We start from the raw sequence: 25420 nt of genomic DNA, 5'->3' as shown, positions 1-25420 counted from the left end.
TCTTATGAGCTTAAAAGGTAAACGGATACTTCTAGGTGTGACAGGCAGTATTGCTGCCTACAAATCAGCTCACCTGACTCGTTTACTTATCAAATCTGGAGCAGAGGTGCAAATCATTATGAGTGCCTCTGCTCTTGATTTTATTACCCCTTTGACTTTAGCTACACTATCTAAAAACCCTGTTCTTACCGAATTTCAAAAGGATGAAACTGGTGTCTGGAATAATCATGTGGAGTTAGGTTTGTGGGCGGATTTATTTTTAGTCGCTCCGATTAGTGCCAATACGCTTGCCAAGTTTGCCAACGGGATTTGTGACAACTTGCTAACTGCCACTTACCTTTCTGCGAGATGTCCTGTGATGGTAGCCCCTGCCATGGACTTGGATATGTACCAGCATCCATCTGTTTTAGCAAATCTTTCAAAAATTGGTTCTTACGGAAACATAATTCTGGATGCTGAATCTGGGGAACTTGCTAGCGGACTCCATGGGCAAGGAAGAATGATGGAGCCGGAACATATATTAGAGGCAGTAGAAAGTCACTTTTCTAAAGAGCAAGACTTCAAAGGAAAGAAAGTTTTGATCACTATGGGACCAACCCAGGAAGCTTTGGATCCTGTTAGATTTATAAGCAACCATTCTAGCGGTAAAATGGGTTTGGCTTTGGCAAATGCATTCCATTCCAGAGGTGCTGAAGTATATGTAGTTTCTGGCCCGATTACCTTGGATGTAGATAAGTCAAAATTCAATTGGACTGATGTACAATCCGCAAAAGAAATGTATTCGGCATCCAATAAGCTTCATGGCTTGATGGATATTTGTGTTTTTGCAGCTGCAGTGGCTGATTATGCTCCAGCACAAATTGCTTCAGAAAAAATCAAGAAAAGCGATGCTGAGCTTACTATCGAACTGGTAAAAAATGTAGATATAGCATTGGAGTTGGGTAAGCAAAAAAGACCTGGGCAACTCCATATTGGATTTGCTTTGGAAACTGAGAATGAAAAAGAAAATGCAAATGCAAAGTTGGATAAGAAAAACTTTGATCTGATCGTTCTTAATTCAATGAAAGAAAAAGGAGCAGGCTTCCAACTCGATACCAACCGAGTTCATATATTTCAGAAAGATGGAAAATCTATCAGTTCAGAAGTTGCTAATAAATCCAAAATCGCAGCATTGATTTTAGACCAAATCAAATTGGCTCCGGTTTGGGTCTAAACTTGATTAATTCACTATTTTTAGCTTTATGAGAAAAGCGATTTTAAGCTTGTTTTTAATATGCCTTGGCCATTGGGCGGTTGCTCAAGAATTGAATTTCACAGTTATTATCAACAGTGACCGAGCGAGAATCCAGAACACCACGGTGTTTGCAACCATGAAAACCAGCTTTGAGCAGTTCTTGAATGGCCGGTCATGGACCACTGACGAATTTCGTCCAGAAGAAAGAATCAAAGGAAATTTATTGATTACGATCAATGATGTCCCTCAAGTTGGATCATACAATGCCACCGTACAGGTGCAAATTGTGAGGCCGGTTTATGGGACGAATTACGAATCGCTGATTTTTAATTTTGCAGACAGAAACTGGAATTTCGAATACATCGAATCCCAACCTTTAGAATTTAACCGTTTTAGCTTTTTAAATAATATCAGTTCGCTCCTTGGATACTATGCCCATATCGCTTTGGGGATGGATTATGATACTTTCGAAAGCAAAGGAGGGGATGACTTTTTTGAAATAGCGAACGACATTGTAAATAATGCGCAGCAATCTGGCAGGCCGGGCTGGGTGCAAAGTCCTACCGACAGAAGAAACCGCTATTGGTTAATCAATGATCTCTACACTTCTTCTGTTTATGGCCCAATTCGCGAAGCATACTATTTATATCACCGGCAGGGCTTGGATATTCTCCAAATCGAGCAGGAGAAGGCCTACGAAAATATGCTTGAGGCAGTCAGATTGGTTGCGGAAGCGAATAAAGCGCAGCCTAACGGGATATTGACAATTTCCTTTATGGATGCCAAAGGTGATGAGATTTCAAAGGTGTTTAAGAATGCTCCTCTTGAAATCAGGACAGAATTAGTCAAACTTTTATTGGAGGTAGATCCAAACAATGCCAGAAAATACAATGAGTTGCTGAAAAGCTAGTCTTGATTTTTAACTTTGTCTTTTTCCAGTTAATCACCCATGCTTAAATCACTCAGTATCCAGAATTATGCTTTGATAGACCAGCTGCTAATGAAACCTAGCAGTGGGCTCAGTATGATCACTGGTGAAACCGGTGCGGGAAAATCTATCATGCTTGGTGCCGTTGGATTACTATTGGGAAACAGAGCAGATACCAAAGTCCTTCTATTTGAAGGACAAAAATGCATCGTTGAGGGCGTTTTTGAAATTGGAGAATATGGCCTGAAGGAATTTTTTGATCAGGAAGAGTTGGATTATGATCAGACCTGCATTATCCGTCGGGAAATCAGTCCAAGTGGTAAATCAAGATCCTTTATCAACGATACTCCTGTTTTACTGGATTCCCTCAAAGTACTAGGCGGAAGGTTGATGGATGTGCATTCGCAGCATGATACGCTTCAGCTAGGAGAAGGAGCTTATCAGTTGAGTCTGGTTGATGCTTATGCCCAAACCCAAAGTGAGTTAGCTACTTATAGAAAAGATTACAAAGAATTTAAAAAGTGCCAAAAGATAGCTTCTGATCTTCAAAGAAAAGCTGTTGAACTTCAAAAGGAAGCTGATTTTAATCAATTCCAATTGGATGAATTGAGTGCGTTGTCACTTCAGGCTGGAGAGCAGGCTGAATTGGAATCTACCCAAGAGGTGTTGGAAAATGCGGAGGAAATAAAGCTGAAGATCAATGAAATGATTAATCTGTTTCAAGATGATCAATTCGGGGTATTACAAGGAATGACCCAAATCCAGCAGGGCATGAATTCCTTGGAGCGATTAGCTCATAAATTCAGTGCTCTGAAAGAGCGCTTTCAAAGTCTCTTGCTTGAGCTGAAAGATTTATCTGAAACCTTAGGAGATGAAGAGGCTTCGGTGGAGGTTGACTTTGATCGATTGGATGAAATCAGAGATCGATTGAGTAAGATTTTTCAATTACAAAAGAAGCATGGAGTGGCCACAGTTGAGGAATTGTTGGCCTTGGAAAGTGAACTTGCTGATAAGGTTTTTCAATTCCAAAACTTGGATGACACCTTGAATGAAGCAAAGAAAAATCTTCAGGATGCTGAAGCAAAAGTTTTGTCTTCAGGAAAAGCATTGAGCAAAAAGCGAATGGCTTGCTTTCCCGATTTTCAAAAAGAAATGGAATCGCTGCTTAGAAGTTTGGGGATGGAAAACGCAAACTTGAAAGTAGACCGGGTTGCATTAGATCAGCCAACGCCAAACGGATTGGATGAGATCGAATTGCTTTTTTCTGCAAATAAGGGGTCCTCTCTGCAGCCGTTGAAAAAGGTCGCTTCTGGAGGCGAGTTTTCCAGACTATTGTTTGCAATCAAATATCTCATGGCTGATAAAATGGCCTTGCCAACGCTGATTTTTGATGAAATCGATACAGGTATTTCAGGTGAAGTAGCTTTGCAAATGGTTCGTATGATGAAAGAAATATCAGCTAGGCACCAAGTTATTTGTATCACTCATTTACCGCAGGTGGCAGGCCAGGGAGATATCCACTATTTTGTTTACAAGGATAATAGCTCTCAAAAAACCATCAGTAAGATCAAGGAATTGGGACAGGAAGAGAGAGTTTTGGAATTGGCTAAAATGATCGGTGGAGCAAATCCAACCAGTTCTGCTCTTGAGAGCGCAAGAGAACTTCTTCGCCGATAAGTAGAGCTAATCGGAATTGGTAGGGACTGAATGCCAAATTTTCTCTATTTTTACCCATATTTTTGAAATCAACCCATTTATATATGCCAGAAAATTTGCTGAAAGGGAAACTAGGAATCATCACCGGAGCCCTTGACGAGAATTCCATCGCATGGAAAACCGCACTTAAAGCCAAAGAACAAGGAGCAAGATTTGTATTGACTAACGCGCCAATCGCTATGAGAATGGGTGCGATCAATGACCTTGCAAAAGAATGTGATACCATCGTTATCCCAGCTGATGCCACTAGCTTGGAAGATATTGAGAAGCTATATTCCGAAGCAAAAGAATATTTAGGAGGAGATTTTGATTTCATTTTGCATTCAATCGGAATGTCTCCAAATATCAGAAAAGGCCGTTCTTATGGTGATTTGAACTATGATTGGGCCATGAAATCCTACGATGTGTCTGCGATCTCTTTTCATAAGATGATGCAAGTGGCAGAGAAAATGGATGTGATGAAAGAATGGGGGTCAATCGTGGGCCTTTCTTATATCGCTGCGCAAAGAATTTTCCCTTTTTACACAGATATGGCAGATGCCAAAGCTTTGTTGGAAAGCATTGCAAGAGGATATGGATATAGATTTGGTAAGTTGAAAAAAGTAAGAGTAAATACCATTTCCCAGTCTCCAACCAAAACCACAGCGGGTACTGGAATCGGAGGATTTGATTCTTTCTACAATTTTGCTGAGTCTCTTTCTCCACTTGGAAATGCATCAGCTGAGGCTTGCGCAGACTACATTGTGACTATGTTCTCTGATTTGACCAGAATGGTAACCATGCAGAATTTGTTCCATGACGGTGGTTATTCCTTTACCGGGATTTCTGAAGACATCATGGAGAAATTTAAAGATTTATAATACCACCCACTTTAAAAAAATAGCCCTTTGGTTCGCCAATGGGCTTTTTTTTGCCCCTAACTCACAGAAAACAGATTTTTTGTTCACTCATTTTGGCTTATCTTATTGCAGAATTAGTATTACCCTAACCACCAACCATGAAAAAAACCTTACTCTTAATTGCAGTAATTTGTGGCTTATTTAGTGCCACAGTCAATGCTCAAATAGAACCCGCTCCTCCTAGAGCTGAGGGGGATGGACAATACGGACGCTTGATTCTTAGAGGCGTGACACTGATTGATGGGACGGGGGCTCCCCCAATCGGTCCGGTAGATATTGTCGTAGAAAATAATAGAATCGCCCAGATTCAAGTAGTAGGTTATCCAGGTTTGCCTATCAATAAAAACAGAAGACCTAAGGCGGAAGGAAAGGATAAGGAATATGATTTAGAGGGACATTATTTGATGCCTGGCTTTGTTGATTCCCACGCGCATATCGGCGGCACAGGACAAGGAACTCCTGCTGAATATGTTTACAAACTTTGGCTTGCGCATGGCATTACAACAATCCGGGATCCTTCCACAGGAAATGGACTTGATTGGGTGGTAGACCAGCGAGAAAAATCGAAAAATAATGAAATTACAGCCCCAAGAATTTTGGCGTACACTGCATTTGGACAAGGTGCAGGAAAGCCAATAACAAATGCTGAAGAAGCTAAGGCTTGGGTAAATTCCAACAAAGAAAAAGGAGCTGATGGTATCAAGTTTTTCGGTGCAAAACCAGAAGTCATGCAGGCTGCGATTTCTGAAAATAAGAAAATAGGACTTCGCTCCGCAATGCACCATCAGCAAGTAGATGTAGCCAGATGGAATGTTTTGAATTCAGCGAGAGCAGGATTGAATTCCATGGAGCATTGGTACGGTCTTCCTGAGGCTCTTTTTACGGATAGAACTGTTCAGGATTTTCCTGTTGATTATAATTATCAAAATGAGCAACACAGATTTTCTGAGGCTGGGAAACTCTGGAAGCAAGCTGCTCCTCCTTATTCAGAACATTGGAATAAAGTCATGAATGAGTTGTTGGAGCTGGATTTTACCCTAGATCCAACCTTTAATATTTATGAAGCAAACAGGGATTTGATGAGAGCACAAAGGGCTGAATGGCATGAAGTTTACACTTTGCCTTCTCTTTGGAAATTCTATGAGCCAAGTAGGCAATCTCATGGATCTTATTGGTTTGATTGGACCACAGATCTCGAGATCCAATGGAAAGAAAACTACAAACTCTGGATGACTTTTGTAAATGAATACAAAAACCGAGGAGGACGTGTGACAGCAGGATCAGACTCTGGTTTTATTTATCAATTATATGGATTTGCTTATATCCGCGAACTTGAGTTATTGCAAGAAGCTGGATTTCACCCATTGGAAGTAATCAGATCGGCTACTATGTACGGCGCTGAATTGATGGGAATGGAAAACGAGATCGGAACAGTGGAAGTAGGAAAACTAGCTGATTTTGTAATTGTGGAGGAGAATCCACTTCAAAATCTTAAAGTTTTATATGGTACTGGAGCAATCAGAATCGATGAGAATAATAAAGCGATTCGCGTGGGTGGTGTGAAATATACCGTGAAAGATGGGATTGTGTATGATGCAAAAGAGCTCTTGGAAGACGTCAAAAAGATGGTTGAAAAAGCAAAAGCAGAAAAGGGAGCTTTTAAAATTCATCAGCCAGGTCTAGACTGGTAAAAATTCCTTTATTAAAACCCAAGTCCGGGTTATCCTGTTAGTATAAGATAGGGTAACCCGGCTCATTTTTAAATCTAAAAGAAATGCCTCAATTAAAAGTAAATGGTGTCAATGTATTTTATTCTGATCAGGGGATAGGAGAAGAAACCATTGTTTTTTCACATGGTCTTCTTTGGAGTCATAGAATGTTTGAAGCTCAGGTGGAATTTTTAAGTGCTAGGTTTAGAGTAATCGCCTATGATCACCGAGGTCAAGGGCAAAGTGAAGTGAAAGCCCCATTTGACATGGATACTTTGGCAGAAGATGCCTTTCAACTGATAAAAAAGCTTGTAAATGGTCCGGTTCATTTTGCCGGACTTTCTATGGGAGGCTTTATCGGAATGCGACTTGCAGCTAGGCATCCTGAAATCATAAAAAGCTTAGTTCTTTTGGAGACATCAGCGAATGCCGAGCCAGTTGAAAATTTACCAAAATACAAAACCCTGAATAGTATTGTTAAATGGTTTGGAGTGCTTTCTCCTGTAGCCACCAAGGTCATGCCGATCATGTTTGCTGAAAGTTGGTTGATGAATCCATTGAATAAAATGGAAGTCGATCGATGGAAAAAAGAAATGATGGGGAATAAAAAATCGGTGACTGGTCCTGTGGAAGGCGTGATCGAAAGAAAAGGAATAGAGGGTGAGTTGAAATATATTACTTGTCCCACAATGATAATAGTAGGAGATGAGGATGTCGCAACTAAACCTGAGAAGGCTAAGTTTATCCAAATGGGAATCCCGAAATCAAAACTTCATATTATTCCGGGAGCGGGTCATAGTAGTTGCATAGAAAAGCCAAGAGAAGTCAATCGGCTGATCGGTGATTGGTTGATAGAGCACAGTTAAATTTTTTATTTTAATAGCTTCAGCTGTGCTATCCTGCTGAAATCCAGAGATTAAATTCGCCAAAAGAAATTTTTTTTTGCAAATCCGAAACCTTTTCTTATATTTACATGTATATACATTAAATACACTTGCAATCATTATGGTGAAGGTAGAAGAAGCGATTCAGCAGAAGCAATTCAAAGATCCTTTCAACAAGGCTGTAGTGAATTTATTGTATACAAACAGCTACTTGGTGACCTCTCAGAATGCCTTGTTTAAGCCTTATGGGATTTCTCCAGAGCAATACAATGTGCTTAGAATTCTAAGAGGTCAAAATGGAGTTCCCACAACGGTTTCATCCATTCAGGATAGAATGTTGAATAAAATGTCCAACGCCTCACGTTTGGTTGAAAAATTGAAAGTGAAGGGATTGGTTAAGCGTTCGGAATGTCCAAATGACAGAAGACAAGTAGATGTGTTGATTACTGAAGAAGGATTAAAAGTTCTAGCCGAACTACAAGTAAAAGTGGAGCAAGGAAATAAGGACTTCGTGAATCTAACTCTTGAAGAAGTGAATTTGCTAAATGACCTTTTGGATAAACTCAGAGGGTAAAAAAATTTACTCTATTAAATGTATAGACATATAATGTATTAACAATTCTAATAAATTTATAACAACCAAAAAAAAACGATTATGAAAACTACAAAATGGATTATTGACCCTACTCACTCAGAAGTATCTTTCAAAGTAAAGCACCTAGTGATTTCTACAGTAACTGGTTATTTCAGAAAATTCGAAGGTAGCCTAGAGACAGCATCTGATAATTTTGACGGAGCTACTGTTAAGTTTACAGCTGACATTGACAGCATCGATACAAACCAGACAGATAGAGACAATCACTTGAAATCTGCTGATTTCTTTGATGCAGCCAACCATCCAAAATTATCTTTCGAAGGAAAATTAGCTCTTGAAGATGGAGATTATAAATTGGTTGGTAACTTGACTATGAGAGAGACCACGAAAGAAGTAACTCTTTCAGTTGATCTTGGTGGTGTGACTGCAGATCCTTATGGTCAAACTAAAGCTGGATTTGAAATCGAAGGAAAAGTGAACAGAAAAGAATATGGTCTTTCTTGGTCAGCAGTAACTGAAGCTGGTTCTGTAGTAGTTAGTGACCAAGTAAAACTTCATTTGAGTGTTCAACTTGTAAAGCAAACTGAGCCTGTTTTGGCAGACTAAGTTTAAAAATATCCCTATCAACTAAATTGAAAGCTATGGGGATTCGTCCTCATAGCTTTTTCTTAAAATACCCCAAAAGCCATGAAAACATTAATCAGTGGAATACACCATATCACAGCTATTGCTGGGAATCCTCAAGCCAATGTTGATTTTTACACTGGAATTCTAGGATTGAGATTGGTGAAAAAGACCATCAATTTTGATGCGCCTGATGTTTACCATTTTTATTTCGGAGATGAGCTGGGGACACCTGGAACCATCTTTACGACCTTTCCTTTTACTGGAGCCAGAAAAGGCACAAAAGGAACTGGAGAATTGACCTACACCGCATTTTCTATCCCTTCAGATTCTTTGGAATTCTGGATCGGGCGATTAAAAAAATACGGAGTAGCGGTATCGGATGTATTGGTTCGATTTGGAGAAAAACTGATTCGTTTTGAAGACCATGATGGAATGGGAATAGAGTTGGTAGCAAATGATTCTGACGAAAGAAGCGGTTGGACCTATGGACAGGTTCCTAAAGAATTTTCCATCAAAGGATTTTATGGAGCTACTCTAAACCTTCGATCCAAAGAACATACTGAAAAGTTGCTTACTGGATTTATGAATTATAAGTTTATAGGACAGGAAGGCGACCGATATCGATATGGAACAGAAGGAAAGCCTGGGGATATTGTGGATATCGTAGTAAATCCATCAGGAAACAGAGGAATGCAGAGTGCAGGTACAGTTCACCACATTGCATTCAGAACAGCCAATTCCGCCTCTCAGTTGGAGATCCAAAAGCTGTTGATGGAAAATGGATATCAAACCACTGAGGTAAAAGACAGAAACTATTTTACTTCAATTTACTTCAGAGAGCCAGGAGGAGTTTTATTTGAAATCGCTACCGATGAACCTGGTTTTGCGATTGATGAAGATGAAGCACATTTGGGTGAATTAATCAAATTACCTGAATGGGCAGAACCAAGCAGAGAGGAGATTGTGAAAAATCTAACTCCAGTTACGCTAAAAACCGAAAACTATGCCTGAGATCAAATCAGCTGGGAAACCGATTACTGAAGCTAAAAAAGCAGCCATATTAATTCATGGCAGAGGTGCTTCAGCTGCAAGTATTCTTAGCTTGAGCAATTATTTAAATCTGTCAGATTTTGCACTTCTGGCGCCACAGGCTGAAGGGAATACCTGGTATCCCTATAGTTTTATGGCTCCAGACCTACAGAACAGGACAGCTTTAGAAAATTCGATTTCTACCTTGAAAATGGCTTGGGATCAATTGATTGATTCTGGAATAACGCCTGAGAATATCTATTTCATAGGATTTTCGCAAGGAGCTTGTTTGAGTTTGGAATTCGCAGCTAGAAATGCTCAGAAACTCGGAGGAGTAATTGCTTTTACCGGAGGTTTAATTGGTGAAAAAATAAATAAGGAAAAATACCAAGGTGATTTCAAAGGTACTTCCATTTTTATAGGAAGTAGTGATAGAGATTTCCACGTGCCTGCCAGTAGGATCAATGAATCTGCGGCATTATTGACTGAAATGGGAGCAACTGTAAAAACTTTGCTTTTCGATGATCCAGAACATACCATCCGAGAGGAAGAAATAAACTGGGTCAATAAAAATATTTTAATGTGATTTTCTTATTGAAAAAAAATCCCGACAAGTGCCGGGATTTTTTTTAGTAGGAGTAATTGACCTGAGAACCTTTTTCAGGATCCAATGTGATTTGAGCATAGACTCCAATCTCTTGTTGCAACTCTTCCACATGAGAGATGATCCCCACTATTCTATTTTCGTGGCGAAGAGATTTCAATGTCTCAAATACTACACGAAGGGCATTTCTATCCAAAGCTCCAAAACCTTCATCCAAAAAGAAGAAACTTTGATCTGCTTGGTTCAGTGATTTTACCTTTTCTGCCAAAGCCAAAGCGAGGCATAGGGAAGCCTGAAAAGTCTGTCCACCCGATAAGGTTTTTAGAAGCCTTCTTCTTCCGCCGTTGAGGTAATCTACCACCCAAAAAGTGTTGTCATCATCGATTTCCAAGCTTAAACTGTTCTTGCACAATTTCATAAATCTTACATTGGCAGTATTACAGAGTTCTTTGAGGTAAATGGAACTCACATATTTCACAAATCCGCTTCCTTTAAACAATCGCTCTAATTCTTTTAAGTTGTTTTCTCGATTTTCCAAGGTGCCAAAAGTTTCCAAAAGAGACTTTTTGCTCTCCAGTTGGACTTTGATTTGTTTGATTTCTTCTGAAAGTAGCAGCAAGCTGTTTTGGGCAGATTCAGATAAAGTCTTCATTTCTGTCACCTCATTCTTCAATGCTGAAAACAAAGCTTCATCAAACTCAATGACTCCCTTTTCAGCCTTGAGTTCTTTGATTCTACTTTCGGTAATCGCTATTTTTTGATCAAAATTTCGAATTTCCAGATCCACTTTCTCCGCATCCAAAGAATGCTCAAAAAGCCGGATTAAGGCATCATTATCCAAGAATCCGTGAGCTGCTTTTTGAACTTCAAATTCACTTTGAAGCTTTTCCAACTTATCTGAAGCTGATGTTTTGAGTTCTTTGAAATTCTTGAGACTGGCTAAATTACTGGCTTGAGCCTCTCTTTTTTCGCGGAGTACTTTTTGTTTTCCTTCAAGCAATTGGATTGCTTCATCGATATCAGCCTCAACTTTTAGAACTGTGGCTTGTATTTGATCTGCTGTTTTTTCGAAGAAAGGTTTGCAAAAAGTCGGGTCTTTGATCTCTTCTTTTTTTGAGGAGATTGATGAGAAAATACTGTTTTGGCTTAACTGAGCAGCCTGAAAAGACTTTTCTATTTCAACAAGATTAGTTCTTTGCGAAGACCAAGTTTGGCGTAGGGTTTTTATCTCGTTTTGAAGTTTATCCTTCATCTTTCCTGCTTGCGACAAGGATCCGACTTTGGTTTTTAATTCTTCTTCATTAGAGATCCCATGGCTGGAAAGCATTTTTTGCATACTGTCAAAGGCTACCTCAATTTTTTGAATATCAGCATTCTTGGAGTTCACATTTGCGGCATGATTTTCTAGATGAATCTGGTTTTCCTTCTGATTCTGGATTAAAGTAAGTATGGTTTCCAGTTGATCCTTTTCTCTATTTATTTCCTCATTTTTATGTTTTATCTCTGCTTTTTCAGCTTCTGACTCCAGTGGATGTGGATGATTTAAAGATCCACAAAGAGGACATGGCTTACCATCTTCTAGCAAATGGGCATGGGCTGTTAGTCCTTGTTTTTGCATGAGCTTATCGCGCTCATTTTCCAGTTTGAGAATTAAATTCTTCTGGGTTTTCAGCCAAGTCTCTAAGGTTTTTTCAGATTTGGGGATTTTAGTTTCTATGAGTTCAAGTTTGTTTTTGACAGCTTGAATCTCTTCCAACAAGAGGTCACGGGTTTGGGAGAGTTGCTTTTTATCTTTTTCCCAATTCCCCCAATCCCTCAATGCAGACTGGAGTTCTGATAATACTCCTATGTCAGGACTTGAAAGTTCTTCCGCCTGCTTTTCAAGATCTAAAATTTCCTTTTCTAAGTTTTCCTGCGAATTCCGTTTGGTTTCGATTTCAGGTTTTAAGTTTTCCAGTTTTTGGTTTGCTTCATCAAGGTTTTTCTGGAGACGCTTGATTTCTAAAACCTTTTTCAGATCTCTTATTTTCGCTTCCCGCTGAGGACGCTGCTGGTTTTTTTCTTTGAGTTCGGATTCTTCCTCCTCCAATTCTTTCACTTCCGATTCGTATCGGATTTTGAATCGTTCGCAATCCACTACGCTCGTACTATACTTCTCAAATTCCTTTTGGGTATCGTTTATTTGATCCCAGAAAGGTTTGATGTAAGTTTTTGCTGTGATGAATTCTTTATGGAGCTGGCGCTTTTCTTCGATTTCTGGCCTTTTAAGTGATAACGTCTGAAAGATGGATTCAAACTCCCGGAGTTGAATCGATTTTTGAAGAAGCCCTTCCTCATGCTTCAGTTTCGTTTCTCCCAATTGAACTTTCAATGCAAGTTCTTCGGCTTCCTTTTTTTGGGATTGAAGAGTTTGGGTCTTTTCTTCCAGAATTTGAGTTGTGATTTCCTCCAAGCCAGCAAGCTGCGTTTCCAGCCTTATTTTTTCTTCCCGAACTACTTTGAGTAAAGAACCGGTCTTTCCAGAGAGATCAAATCGTTCCAAGCCAAAGAGTTCCTTCATCATTTCTGCTCTTGGACCCGGAGTCAGATCAATGAATTCCCGGAATTTGCCTTGCGGAATAATGACGGTTTGCTTGAAGTGCTCCTTTTTCATCCCGATGATTTCCTCGGCTTTAGCCTCAATAGGTTCCCAGGAGTCTGCTACTTTTTCATAAAAAGTATGTTCGGCTGGCTTTACTTCTTCAAATTTCTTGGGATTCCGTTTTGCGGCATACCTTCCCAAATATTTCTTGGTGTTATTTTTTCCAGATTGAAATTCAAAGTTGATCAGTAATTCTTCGCTTTGAAGATTGAGCATGCTGTTTTTTTCTCCTCGATCAGAAAGCCTCTCTGTGCTTCCATAAAGTGCCAATAATATCGCCTCCAGAATTGAAGATTTTCCACTTCCGACAGCTCCAAAAACACCAAATAAGCCGGCTGCAGTGAGTTGCTCAAAATCAATTACTTGTTTTTCCCGATAGGAATAAAGTCCCTGTATTTCCAGTCTAATTGGGATCATGCTTCATTTGTTTGACTGTGCACTTCTCTAAAAATCTCCATCAATTCTTCATTGGGTTCCTGGCCTTTTTCGCTTTTGTAAAAGAGACGAAATAAGGTGTTCATGTCTTTTCCAAGATCTTCCACTTTCAAACTTAAGCTTTCCGAGCCAGCAGGATTTTTGATTTGAGGAATCAGGTTGACGATACCGTCGTGTGCTTTCATAATTGCTTTTCTGGTAGCTGCATCAATAGAATGCTCCGTGACAAAGGTGATTTCTACAAAACAATAGGGGTTTGCCTCCAACCAAGAAATTGTATCGGTTAGGTTCTCAAAGGTTACCCTGTATAAGGGTCTTCCTTGCTTCAACCCAATAGCTTTATAAGTGACTTCCTGATTCGGCGCGGCTTCCACTATCACTACTTTCTTTTCTTGATCTGCCTCGCTAAATGAATAGGCCAGAGGTGAACTGGAATAGACCACTGGCATGGGTTCTTTGCCAACAGCATGATAGCGATGTAAATGACCCAAAGCAGCATATTGGATCTGAGGCGGGATGTTTTTTGTAAATAATGCCTGAGTACCACCCACATGAAGGATTGATCTTTCTGATTCAGGTTCTGTTACTTGCTTTTCCCCTTCTTTCATAAAAAAGAAATGCCCCATAAAGAGATTAACCCCAGTTGAATCGCAATAGGAATCAGCTAAATCTTTCCACTTTTCCTGCAAAATTTGACGGAATTCGGCCTCTCTATCTCCTTCGCCCAGATTAGTTTTCAGAAGTGTCTCATTGGCATAGGGAGCCAAGATTATCCTGATCGGGAAGTCGAATTTTGGAAGTTTTAATTCAATAAAACCAGAACTTGCTTGAGTGATTTCTATCCCGGAATCCAATTTCCCAGTTGGGATGACGCTGTCATATCTGCTATAAAAAATAATTCCCAGTTCTCTGGCCAAAGGATCCGGAGCTTCTACAAATTGGGTACTGTCATGATTCCCTGAAATCGCTACAACAGGTCGCTCACCGTTTTTGGATAGCTTTCGTAGCGTTTTATAGAGAAGCTCGACTGCTTCATGGTTTGGATTAAAAGTGTCGAAAATATCACCAGCCAATAGCACTAAGTCTACATCTTCCTGATCTGCAATCTGGATGATTTCTTCCAAAACGAGTTTCTGCTCCTCGATTCTAGAAAATTCCTGAAGTCTTTTTCCCAAATGCCAATCGGCTGTATGTAAGATTTTGATCATATCGTTTCTAAAAATGAATAACTAAGTTACCTCAGTGATAGCCTTACTGCAAGCCATTTGATACAATTGACATAAATTGACTTTCTGATTTAAAATTGTCGTTTATTAGAAACACTGAAGCAAGGTAAAATCACAAGGCTATTTAAAGATCATGCAATCAAGAACTGCTGTGCTAAAAATTCTGTAGCCCTTGGTTGTCTCTAAGTAGATAAAGACAAGCTAATTATTGTAAATTCAAACTAATCAAGTTCTAGTTTTATCAAATGGTGAGAGAATTTATTCCTTTCCTGATTGTATGTTTATTCTCCTGCTCAAGTGAGAAATTCTCTGAGCAGGAAATCAATATTTCCTTCGAAGGTCCGGAAGAGTTAGATCTCGGTGATACAGGACTATCTTCTGATTTGATGAAGGCCTATAAGATGACAGGGATTCCTCTTAAAAATGGGGTGTTGGTTTTCAATAATTATTATGACAGAATTGATACTTTATTTTTTCAAGAGGATCTTAGTTATGCTAAAATGGGAAAGAGCATCCAAAAGGAAGGACCTTATGGCGTTGATAATTTCTTTTGGTTTGATTCAAGTGCGGATGGCTTTGTTTTTTACAGTCAGAATGATGTTTATATCCAGAATCCTTCTGAATTAAAACGTGTAAATCTCTTAAACGACCCTTTGTTTGGGAATGAAAATACCCATCAAATCATTCAAGATTTTTCCTTCAATAATTACGCAAATCATTTTTCGGATTTGGATAATAGTAGCTATTTCCTGGCGAAAAACTTCATAAATGAGGAGGTTAGTTTTTTTAAATTGGATCATTCTGATTTTAGCCTTGAAAAAGTGAATGTCCCTTTTAAACAACAGCTATTGGAAGATCATACCGTATCGTATTCAGCTGGAGGGGCTAAAGTATACCGACCGAATACTCCGAATATATTAATGGACTTCCCAAATAGGATTATTGTGTCCTATCCTTTTACAAATTTGATTCAGGTAGGAAACATCCTAACCAATGATTTTTCTGAATATGAGTATGAAACTTTTCACTATCCAAACCAAAAGAAATTACCCTTAAAAGTTAGTGGTCTAGGTTCAAGAGAAGAGGCTAATGACATTGGCTCTTTATGGAGTAATGATGTGCTTTATGGACCATTATATGCTTTAGGGAAAAGAAATTATGTGAGGATAGTTCGAGGCCCCAAGCAAGCAGTTGAAGAATCGATATTCTATTTGGAAGTTTATGATACAAGTTTTGAAAAATTGAAGGAAATACCTCTAAATGAGTTCACTGATGATTTAGATAAGTTTCATTTAGTAGTTGGGGATGAAATAATCATCAGAGCTAAAAATCAACCTGCCGAAGACCTTTTTAAATTTTACAGATTGAAATTAATAAATCAATAAATATTTACTTTTTGAGATTTTCCTTGAAAGGAAAGACATATTTATTAAAGAGCCACAATGAACCATTTAAGAATTCGGAAGTGGTTTATTGGTAATCAAATAGATTTCTAGCCAAAAATTCAAAGAAATAAAAAGTTCTAAATAGTTAATTTGGCTAATGTCAAGATCTGATTAGAATGTGATCTGTTAAATCTTAAAATTAAATTTTCGAATCCATTGTCTCTTTGTAAGCCATTTGAAACAATAGACATCAATTGGCATTTTTATTGACTAAGCAGGCAAAAAGTATTTTAGTACATGCGAAAGTGGATTTTCCTTTTCTTGGGTTTTTTGACAATCACATTAGCTGAAGCTAAAACAGCAAGTGATTCCTTATTGATTCAGGAGGGAGTAGCCAGTTTTTATGGAAAAAGGTTTCATCTTCGCAAAACTTCCAATGGAGAGATCTTTCATATGGACAGTTTGACTGCAGCGCATAAGACGCTTCCTTTTGGCACAATCCTGAAAGTAACTCGGGTGGATACTGGGGCTTCGATTTTTGTCAAAATTAATGACCGACTACCTCGGTACTCCAAAAGGATCATTGATTTGTCCCGTGGTGCTGCCACCAAATTGGATATGATCCACGATGGGATTTCCGTCGTAAGGTTGGAGGTGATGGAACCAGAAGTAATTGAAGAATTGATCACTTATTTTGGAGAAGATCCGCCGCCAACTATGCGCTTGCGACCCGTAGCAAAAGCAATCAACTTATATAAACCTCTGCCAAATTGGTACTTAATGCCGAAATTGACATTTATTAACAGCCCTTTATAATTTTTTCTTTTGAGTTTGAATAATTTCTTAGTTTATTAAATCTAAATTATTTAACTCGATGATAAAGTCCAGATTTACTCTCCTTGGTTTTTTAGCTCTCACATTTTTTTCTTGTAAAAGCGACGAAGAAAAAGTCGAAGAAGCTCCAACCGAATCTTTTCGAAATGAAGTAGCTGCAACAGAAGTCCATGTAGCCATGGCTGAAGTAAAAAGCTTCGATTATCTCATCAATGCAACCGGTAAGCTCGAAGCATCCAGCCAAGTAACAGCTGTTATCCAACAAGCGGGTTTTCTAGAGGAGCTGAATATCAAAGAAGGTCAGTATGTGAATAAAGGAGATATTCTGGCTAGACTCGATCCTACAGAAGCCCAGTTTAGATTAGACAAAGCTCAGATTTCTATTCGAAATGCAAATGCTGAATACGAATCTATGAAAATGGGATATGAAACAATTTTTGAATCCTCCGATCAGGAAAGGAAAAATATCATTGACGAGCAGCTGAAAGCTAAAAGCGGATTATTCTTGGCAGAAGTGGAGCTTCAAGAAGCCAAATTGAATTTGGAAAGATGCGAAGTGAAAGCTCCTATTTCCGGAAAAATTGCTGACTTGAAATACAAGGAAGGGAGTTTGGTAGGGGCTAGTCAGGAGCTTTGTGAAATCATCGGGACAAACCAGTTGGTACTTAAAGTAAATGTTCTGGAATCGGATATTGCAATGATCTCTTCCAATCAAAAAGCAGAAGTGTACGCAGTTTCAAATGCTCAAAATGCCATCACAGGAAGAGTAATCGGTATCAATCCTAAAGTAGATGAAAACGGATTGGTTCAGGTGTCTATTGCCATTAATTCAGATAGAAATTTACTTCCTGGTATGAATGCCCGTGCAATTATCCGTGCACCTCAAAGTAACAGTTTAGTCGTGCCAAAGGATGCTTTGGTGTACAGATCAGGTAGAGCGGTTGTATTCTCCATTGAAAACAATGAGTCAAAATGGAATTACGTAGAGGTTGGAAAGGATAATGGGGAAGAGGTAGAAATCCTTGAAGGTATTGAACCAAATAGTACCGTGATTACTTCCAATAACCTACAGCTGGCTCATCAGGCTCCTGTACAAGTTGTAAAAGAATAGGCTATGGTTCGATTTTTATTAGCCAGGCCGATAGCGGTATTCATGACTTTTATGGCATTGATCGTGTTTTCGGTCATTGTCCTCAGCTCTCTGCCCATTTCCCTTCTACCTCCGATAGACGTGCCACAGATTGTGGTCAAGGTAAATTATCCGAATGCCTCCCCTGAAGCCATTGAGCAAAATGTTCTGAGCCCTATCCGTGAAGGTTTTATTACCTTAAATGGGTTGGAAGAAATGGATTCCAAAGCAGGTTCTGAGGTAGGTACCATCCGACTTACTTTTGATTTCAGCACTCGAATGGAATTGGCATACATCGATGTCAATGAAAAAATAGATCGCTTGACAAATTCACTTCCTGAGGAACTGGGAAGGCCTGAGGTGATCAGGATCAATACATCTGATATTCCGGTTGCGAGGGTTCAGGTGGTGCCAAAAGAAGGAATTGATGAAGTGGAGGTAAGCCAATTGGCTGAAAATGTGCTGAAAAAGCGGATTGAACAATTGCCCGGTGTTTCATTGGTAGATATCAATGGTAAAAAAGAACGGATCATCACCGTATCTCCAAATAATCAAGCTTTGGCAGCTTTGGGAATGTCTCAGCAAAATATCATTAGCACCATCCAAAACAGTAATCGTGACCTTCCGGGGATTTCTGTAAAAGACGGTCAATTCAGATATTATCTAAGATTGGCTTCAAGAGTGGATACGCCTGATGATATCAAAAAACTTCCGATCCGAGCGGGTTCCGGCGCAATTATTCCTTTAGAAAAACTTGCCGACGTCACCTATGAGACCAAAGAAATGCTGGGCTATCACCTCTATGGAGAGCAGGAGGGACTGGTAATTACAGTTCATAAGCAGGCATCTGCTAAGATGAACGAACTGATGCCTGAGCTGAAGGAATCTTTGGAACTCTTCCGCGTGGATTATCCGCAAGTGGAATTTGACCTGACTCAGGATCAATCCAATTTATTGAACGCCGCTATTTCCAATCTGGAAACCAGTTTGCTTTTTGGAGGGATTTTCGCATTTGCAGTACTGTTCCTTTTCATGAAAGATTATCGCTTGCCTCTGATTATCGGGGTAAGTTTACCATCTTCTTTGGTGATCAGCTTTTTGATTTTCTATTTCTTCGACCTTTCCATCAACATCATTTCTCTTTCTGGTTTGGCTTTGGGAATCGGTATGTTGATTGACAACGCGATCATCGTGTTGGATAATATTACAAGAAAAAGAGACGAAGGATTGCCACTTTTTGAAGCCTGTGTGGAGGGTGTCAATGAAGTCATGGGAGCTTTGATTAGTTCTGTCATGACTACGCTTGCGGTATTCGTTCCTCTGGTTTTCTTAAGTGGGATATCAGGAGCTTTGTTCTTTGACCAGGCTGTAGCTGTGGCAGCGATCTTATCAGTTTCTTTGGGAGTAGCATTTATCTTATTGCCGATGCTTTACCTTTTACTTTTCGGTAAAAGCAAAAAAATCACCGACAAAGAAGAAGGACCATTTTTCAAAAGAGTTTTATCGCTTTATGAAAAGGGCTATTCAAGCATTTCTTCTGGAAGGAAAACAGCTTTATTAATTTTCACTTTATTGATTCCCTTGGGATTGGGGATTAGTTTTTTTCTGAAAACAGAAGGACTTCCGGAAATTGAAAAGTTAGATGCTACGCTGGAAATAGAATGGAATGAACCAATTGGAGCAATTGAAAACAAAGGGAGAGTTCAGGGTATTCTGAAAATGCTGAATGGTACTTATCAGCAGGCAGAGTCTGAAGTTGGGGTAAGACAGTTTTTGCTTTTCGATGGGGAAAATTCAATCCAGCAGGCTTTTCTCTATTTGCTTTTTGAGAGTCAGGAAACCAAGGAGGAGCAATTGGTTCTGCTCAGTGAATATTTAAAGTCAAATTACCCTCAGGCGTCTTTTACACTCGGCGATGCCCCTAATGCTTTTGATCAATTATTCAGTTCCAATTTGCCTTATTATGAGGTGAGATGGAAAGATCTGTCCTCCAAAGAACCTGTTTCTGAGGAAAAAATGGATCCTTGGCTAAGTCAGTTTCCTGCTCAAAACTGGGAAAGAGGGCCTGGCCTACAAAAGGAATCTTCGGTAGTATTTACGCTGAAAGGAGACAAACTGGCTACTTATGAAATTCCAGTCACGGAAGTTCAGGATCAGATTTCTAAGCTGTTTGGGACCTTTACAATCACAGATATCAAGCGATTTGGAGAAGTGACTCCCATCCGATTAAAGGAACCGGGTACAAGATTTGAAAACCTATTGAGATCTACTGCGGTCTCTGCCTCTGACAGTGCTTCCTATGAGCTTAAGGAATTTGTTGATTACGAATACGAAGATCATTACAAGTATATAACTGCCGATCGAGGAGGGATTTACCAATCGGCATATATTCTGGATGAAAACCCGGATGCACTGAAATCTGATTTGTTTCAATGGGCTAATGGAAAAGATTTAGGCATTGAAATGACAGGTCAATATTTTAAAGACCGTGAGAACCTCATCCAATTGATTGGGATTTTGGCAATCTCTGTGCTGTTGCTTTATTTCATTTTGGCAGCCCAGTTTGAAAGCTTTATCCAGCCCTTGATCGTTGTCTTTACCTTACCATTGGGGATTGGAGGAGCATTTTTGGTGCTTTGGCTATTTGGTGCCTCACTAAATGTCATGTCTGCAATCGGCTTGGTCGTGATGCTGGGAATTATGGTGAATGATGCGATTTTGAAAATTGACACTATCAATCGCCTTCGTGATAAGTATGCAGATATTGAATTGATCTCTCCTATGGAGGGACTGGAAAGAGCATTGCATGAAGCTGGTCAGATTCGATTGAAACCTATTTTGATGACTTCGATCACCACTATTTTAGCTTTGATCCCAATCGTATTCAGTAGTGGTTTGGGTGCTGATTTGCAGCGACCTTTGGTATTTGCGGTGATTGGTGGTTTGACCATCGGTACGATTACAGCCTTGTATTTTGTTCCTTTGGCGTATTGGTTTTTTGTGCCAAAGAAAAAACTTAAAGAAGCAAACGCATGACCCCTTTTAGGATCCTGATCGTTTTTGTTTTGCTGAGTATCATGGGTTTTGCTGTGGTTCCATTACTCTCTGTGGATTTGAATCCAGTGGAACAGGCACCTGAATTAACCATCAACTATTCGGTTAGAAATTCCTCCCCTGAGATAGTAGAGAAGTTGGCCACCTCTCCTTTGGAAGGGACATTTTCCAGACTTTCTGAATTAAAGAAAATCACTTCAGTCTCCAATACTGGAAGTGGAAGAATCACCTTAAAGTTTGACAAAAAGGCTGATATGGAAATGAAGCGTTTTGAAGTCGCTTCCATGATCAGACAGGTTTTTCCTCAGCTGGATCAACAGGTTTCCTATCCTTCCGTTTCTCAAGGTGGCGGGCAGAGAACCGAGAATAAATCTCCGATTTTGACTTACAGTGTCAACGGGCCTTTTGCTTCTTTCGAAATCAAAAAAATCACAGAAGATATCCTAAAACCCGCTGTCACGCAATTTGAGGAAGTTGAAGAAGTGCTTGTCAGAGGTGCAAATGATCTCCAGCTTTTTGTGACTTATGATATCAAAAAGCTGCAAGCCTATGGGATGTCTAGAGCTCAATTAAATGGAAGTATCGCCCAGGCTTTTGGAAGAAGCTATCCAGGTTCATTGCTCAATTCCAAAGGAGAAACCTTATTTATTCAGGTAGATCGATCCTTGAGTGACATGGATCAGTTGGAAAACCTACGGATTCTTCAGGTAAATGGGCAAGATGTTCGCCTTCGAGACGTAGCTAAACTGACCATTGAAGAGGGAGAACCCACCCAGTATTATAGAATCAACGGAAATAACTCCGTCACCATTTCCATCCTCAATAGGGATGGTGTCAATAAAGTTTTACTGGCTAAAAGCCTAAAAGCTTCGATCGAAGAGGCATCAAAACTTTTGCCTCAGGGGTTCGATGTGAGACTGGAACGAGATGATACCGAATACCTGGAAAAGGAGTTGGATAAGATCTACAAAAGATCAGGACTTTCGATCTTGATTTTGATTCTTTTCATCTTTTTGATCAATCGAAATCTTAAGTACCTCAGTATCCTGTTTTTAGGAATTATAGCCAATCTCAGTCTTTGTGCCATGGTGATTTACTTCTTGGAAGTAAACATCCATTTGTATTCTCTTGCTGGATTGACAATCAGTTTTGGACTGATCGTGGATAATGCGATCATTATGATCGACCATCTTCACAAGCATAAAAATCGGAAAGTATTTCTTGCGCTTTTAGCGGCATCTTTGACTACTATAGCCGCTTTGATGATTGTCTTTTTCCTTCCAGAGGAAGATCGTAAAAACCTTACTGAGTTTTCGATTGTGGTTTCGGTAATGCTGGGTATATCTCTTTTGATTGCCTTGTTTTTTACTCCCGCATTTTATCAGATTTTATTTGGTGAGTCTGTCAAAAAAGGTAGAAGACTGACAGTTCCGAAACTTCGAAAAAGAGTTAAATACCTCAGAAACTACGAGCGAGGAATAGCTTGGACTGCAAGCCATAGGAAAGCCTTCATCGTTCTATTGATATTGCTTTTCGGTACGCCAATATTTTTCCTTCCTGCAAAATGGGATGAACACGAATGGTATAATAAGACGATAGGCAATACTTTTTATCAAGAAGAAGTAAGGCCTTATGTAGATAAAGCACTAGGTGGAGCATTGCGGATGTTTGTGAGAGGGACTTATGAAAAATCCAGTTATCGGGAGCCGGAGCAGACTAGACTTTATGTCAATGCCAGATTGCCTTTTGGGAATACTTTGGAACAGATGGATTTCATCATGCGGGAGTTTGAAAAGTATCTTGCCGGTGTCCAAGGGATCGATAAATATGTTACTTCAGTTTATTCCGGTCAAAGTGCCAATATCACTATCACATTTGATGAGGCTTATGAAAACGGGGCTTTACCCTACCAGCTGAAAGGAAAGCTTTCTGTTAAATCCACTGATTGGAGTGGGGCAAATTGGACAATCCATGGCGTAGGCCAAGGATTCTATGCCGGTCCCGGTGGGGAAGGTTATTCCTCTTATCGGGTGGAAATGCGTGGCTATAACTTTGATGAACTGGAGCGGCAATCCAATATTCTCGCTGAAAAGCTTTTGGCACATAAGCGTATCCAGGAAGTAAATAATAATGAGCGGAATTACGGGGAGCAAAAGACTGAAGAATTTGTCCTAAGGCTAGACCAGAATCAATTGGCTCTGGGAAATATGAATCAAAATACCTTGATCAGTTATTTGGCTGATATTTCTAAGCCAACGGGTACTTCAAATTACCTTTCTTTAGAAGACAAAGATTATGGCTTGGTCATTAAAGAAGTCAATTCATCGGATTTTAACCGATTTGATCTCGATAATAAAAGTCTGATTGGGGGAGAAAACAAGATTTTCAAAGTTTCGGATTTTGGCACTGTAGTCAAAGAGGCTACCACGAATGCCTTGAATAAGGAGGATAGACAGTACATCCGGATTCTGTCATTTGAATACATGGGGTCAAACAAGTTTGGCACTGAGTATTTGGATGAGGTGTTGGATGAAATGAAGCAGATCATGCCGATAGGGTATGAAGCCAAAAAGAGCTCGTACTATTACAGCTTTGACAAAGCGAAAAGACAATACAGTTTATTGGGATTTTTGATCATCGGGATCTTCCTGATCTGCTCTGTTTTATTTGAGAATCTTAAGCAGCCGATTTATATCATAGTCATCATCCCAATCAGCTTCATAGGCCTGTTTCTGATTTTCTCACTATTCGATTTTTACTTTGACCAAGGCGGCTATGCTGCATTTGTGATGTTGGGAGGGCTGGCAGTGAATGCTGGGATTTTTATTATCAATGATCTGAACAATAGGGGGCAGGGATTATATAACCGAAATGTCCTCAAGTCAGTAGCTGGCAAAGCCATTCCTATTTTGCTTACAGTAATGTCTACCTGTTTTGGATTGATTCCATTTATTATGGAGGGGCAAAATGAGATTTTCTGGTTCTCACTTGCCATCGGTACAATTGGTGGATTGGTCTTCAGTATGCTGGGTGTATTTTGGGTTTTGCCTGTGTTGTTGTGGAAGAAAGCTCCCAAAGAAAAAAAGAATCAAGTCAAAGTCGCAAAGCATAAGAGAAAATGGTTTTCCTTTCGGAGGAGAAAAAGAGAACTTGGGTTAGAAAATGGGTGAGAATTTATAACCAGGTAGCTCACCTGCTTTCCATTGCTTTAGGAAAAAAAACTTTTTCTTCCTTGTCCTATAATATTTCGGTATTCCGACTAAGCAGTAAAACCTTAATTCTTATTTATGAGTAAATCTGCTTTTCTATCATCAATTATACTTTTAGGAACTTTACTTTTTTCCTGTTCAGAAAAATCTTCAGAATCAATTAAGATTGATCCAAATCAAGAACTTCAATTTGAAGTCTATGATTCTATCATGGTAGATGTACTCGAAAACGTAGTCCTATTAGACTATCAAGCAGACTTAGATCAATATTTAGTAAAGGAACAGCGTGGAGAAAAAGTCTTATTGGTTGACGGGAAAGGTAAAATTATTCAAGATGTAAAGCTTGTAGGGGAAGGACCAAATCAGATTCAGTTTTTTCTTGAAGGAAGGTTTTTGGGGAAAGATCGATTTATTTTTAAGGAAATATCAGGGACTATGGATTTCCATGTTTTTGACAAGGATTTTCAGAAGTTAGAAAAGATAAATGGTCCAGCTAAAGGATTTGGGGCAGGAATTTTTATCTCCTTTTTTCGTCAGTCATTTACCCCTTGGATAGAGAATGGAGAAATTTTTATTCTGGGTGAGGAGGTTAACACGTATAATCCTGGTGATATGGATCCCGGTAAGATCGGTGGAGGGTTTTACAGCCAAGTAAAGACTGGGTTTTTCTATAATTCCAATCAAGATTCCATTAACTATTTGAGTTTGTATCCAGAAGCTTGGGTTCCTCGCAGTACCAATCGATGGATTGGGCAGAGTTTTCCGTTTTTATCATTAGATGTGGAAAGGAAAAAAGCAGTGGTATTACCTCCCATTGGCAATCAACTTTTCTTATATGATTTTGATGGGAACTCACTAATCAATGAAACAGCAGTAGCATTATCTCATCCAGATCGTGATCTGGAAATTCCAGATCCAGAACGAGATAATCGTCTTTATTCTTCCTTTAGTGATGTGAAATTTTTTGGTGAACATCAATTGGCGATGTTTTACACAGCTATTCCTGAAGACGTTTTGATGGAATTTCAGTCAAAAGGAGAGGATTACGCGAGAAGTCCTGAAAATCAAAAAGATTTGGCTGGGTATAGAAAACCGCGATACATGGTTGTGAAAGGAAATCAGCAAATCGGAATTCTCAATGAACTTCCTGTGGAGGGGTCAGTTAATCTCGGTTTATCTGATGGAACTTTAATTGTAAAAGCAGCAGATGGAGAAGTGGAGCGGGATTATAATCTGTTTTATAAAATCAGAATGTTGGAAGATTGAAACTTGTAAAAAGGAA

The 25420-nt window shown here is 39.3% G+C and carries 18 protein-coding genes; 16 read left to right on the top strand and 2 right to left on the bottom strand.

The annotated features are described in order from the left end of the window. Nucleotides 1-4: 4 nt before the first annotated feature. The 10 genes from coaBC to J0A69_RS00135 all read left to right on the top strand — a co-directional run bounded on the left by coaBC (nucleotide 5) and on the right by J0A69_RS00135 (nucleotide 10207). Nucleotides 5-1213: a bifunctional phosphopantothenoylcysteine decarboxylase/phosphopantothenate--cysteine ligase CoaBC gene (coaBC, locus tag J0A69_RS00180; protein WP_206584507.1), complete on the top strand. Its 1209-nt coding sequence runs from the start codon at nucleotides 5-7 to the stop codon at nucleotides 1211-1213. A gap of 28 nt (nucleotides 1214-1241) precedes the next feature. Beyond that, nucleotides 1242-2144, top strand: a complete 903-nt coding sequence (porD, locus tag J0A69_RS00175; protein ID WP_206584506.1) for a type IX secretion system protein PorD — start codon at nucleotides 1242-1244, stop codon at nucleotides 2142-2144. Nucleotides 2145-2183: 39 nt separating this feature from the next. Then, nucleotides 2184-3839, top strand: a complete 1656-nt coding sequence (gene recN / locus J0A69_RS00170) for a DNA repair protein RecN (RefSeq protein ID WP_206584505.1) — start codon at nucleotides 2184-2186, stop codon at nucleotides 3837-3839. 83 nt (nucleotides 3840-3922) lie between these two features. Further along, entirely contained in the window at nucleotides 3923-4738 is an 816-nt protein-coding gene (locus J0A69_RS00165; RefSeq protein WP_206584504.1) for an enoyl-ACP reductase FabI, read from the top strand. Nucleotides 4739-4875: 137 nt separating this feature from the next. Next, a complete protein-coding gene (locus tag J0A69_RS00160) occupies nucleotides 4876-6468 on the top strand; it encodes an amidohydrolase family protein (RefSeq protein WP_206584503.1) in 1593 nt (530 codons plus the stop codon). An 83-nt stretch (nucleotides 6469-6551) separates the two neighbouring features. Next, nucleotides 6552-7352: an alpha/beta fold hydrolase gene (locus J0A69_RS00155; RefSeq protein WP_206584502.1), complete on the top strand. Its 801-nt coding sequence runs from the start codon at nucleotides 6552-6554 to the stop codon at nucleotides 7350-7352. Nucleotides 7353-7491: 139 nt separating this feature from the next. Next, nucleotides 7492-7944 carry a MarR family winged helix-turn-helix transcriptional regulator gene (locus J0A69_RS00150; RefSeq protein WP_206584501.1) on the top strand — a complete coding sequence of 151 codons (453 nt, stop codon included), beginning with the start codon at nucleotides 7492-7494 and terminating at the stop codon, nucleotides 7942-7944. An 81-nt stretch (nucleotides 7945-8025) separates the two neighbouring features. Beyond that, a complete protein-coding gene (locus J0A69_RS00145) occupies nucleotides 8026-8571 on the top strand; it encodes a YceI family protein (RefSeq protein WP_206584500.1) in 546 nt (181 codons plus the stop codon). An 81-nt stretch (nucleotides 8572-8652) separates the two neighbouring features. Further along, nucleotides 8653-9603 carry a ring-cleaving dioxygenase gene (locus tag J0A69_RS00140; RefSeq protein ID WP_206584499.1) on the top strand — a complete coding sequence of 317 codons (951 nt, stop codon included), beginning with the start codon at nucleotides 8653-8655 and terminating at the stop codon, nucleotides 9601-9603. Then, nucleotides 9596-10207: an alpha/beta hydrolase gene (locus tag J0A69_RS00135; RefSeq protein WP_206584498.1), complete on the top strand. Its 612-nt coding sequence runs from the start codon at nucleotides 9596-9598 to the stop codon at nucleotides 10205-10207. Before J0A69_RS00140 ends, J0A69_RS00135 begins: the two co-directional genes overlap by 8 nt. 43 nt (nucleotides 10208-10250) lie before the next feature. Here the strand turns inward: J0A69_RS00135 and J0A69_RS00130 are convergent, their stop codons facing one another. Together J0A69_RS00130 and J0A69_RS00125 are read right to left on the bottom strand one after the other, a co-directional pair. Then, nucleotides 10251-13283 (bottom strand): SbcC/MukB-like Walker B domain-containing protein, encoded by a 3033-nt coding sequence (locus J0A69_RS00130; protein WP_206584497.1) that lies wholly within the window; start codon nucleotides 13281-13283, stop codon nucleotides 10251-10253. Then, nucleotides 13280-14509, bottom strand: a complete 1230-nt coding sequence (locus tag J0A69_RS00125; RefSeq protein ID WP_206584496.1) for a metallophosphoesterase family protein — start codon at nucleotides 14507-14509, stop codon at nucleotides 13280-13282. Before J0A69_RS00125 ends, J0A69_RS00130 begins: the two co-directional genes overlap by 4 nt. A 263-nt stretch (nucleotides 14510-14772) precedes the next feature. Between J0A69_RS00125 and J0A69_RS00120 the strand changes: the two genes are divergently transcribed. The 6 genes from J0A69_RS00120 to J0A69_RS00095 all read left to right on the top strand — a co-directional run bounded on the left by J0A69_RS00120 (nucleotide 14773) and on the right by J0A69_RS00095 (nucleotide 25404). Continuing rightward, the gene (locus J0A69_RS00120; protein WP_206584495.1) at nucleotides 14773-15912 is read left to right on the top strand and encodes a hypothetical protein; all 1140 of its coding nucleotides are present in this window, start codon (nucleotides 14773-14775) and stop codon (nucleotides 15910-15912) included. A 297-nt stretch (nucleotides 15913-16209) separates the two neighbouring features. Continuing rightward, nucleotides 16210-16728, top strand: a complete 519-nt coding sequence (locus J0A69_RS00115) for a septal ring lytic transglycosylase RlpA family protein (protein WP_206584494.1) — start codon at nucleotides 16210-16212, stop codon at nucleotides 16726-16728. A 58-nt stretch (nucleotides 16729-16786) separates the two neighbouring features. Beyond that, entirely contained in the window at nucleotides 16787-17857 is a 1071-nt protein-coding gene (locus J0A69_RS00110; protein ID WP_206584493.1) for an efflux RND transporter periplasmic adaptor subunit, read from the top strand. 3 nt (nucleotides 17858-17860) lie between these two features. Beyond that, nucleotides 17861-20911: an efflux RND transporter permease subunit gene (locus tag J0A69_RS00105; RefSeq protein ID WP_206584492.1), complete on the top strand. Its 3051-nt coding sequence runs from the start codon at nucleotides 17861-17863 to the stop codon at nucleotides 20909-20911. Further along, nucleotides 20908-24099, top strand: a complete 3192-nt coding sequence (locus J0A69_RS00100; protein WP_206584491.1) for an efflux RND transporter permease subunit — start codon at nucleotides 20908-20910, stop codon at nucleotides 24097-24099. The genes J0A69_RS00105 and J0A69_RS00100 overlap by 4 nt, the downstream gene beginning before the upstream one ends. A gap of 117 nt (nucleotides 24100-24216) precedes the next feature. Beyond that, the gene (locus J0A69_RS00095; protein ID WP_206584490.1) at nucleotides 24217-25404 is read left to right on the top strand and encodes a DUF4221 family protein; all 1188 of its coding nucleotides are present in this window, start codon (nucleotides 24217-24219) and stop codon (nucleotides 25402-25404) included. Nucleotides 25405-25420: the final 16 nt, after the last annotated feature.

Source organism: Algoriphagus pacificus (assembly GCF_017254845.1).
In the GTDB taxonomy this organism is placed as follows: domain Bacteria; phylum Bacteroidota; class Bacteroidia; order Cytophagales; family Cyclobacteriaceae; genus Algoriphagus; species Algoriphagus pacificus.
This window is presented reverse-complemented; position numbering and strand designations above follow the sequence as displayed.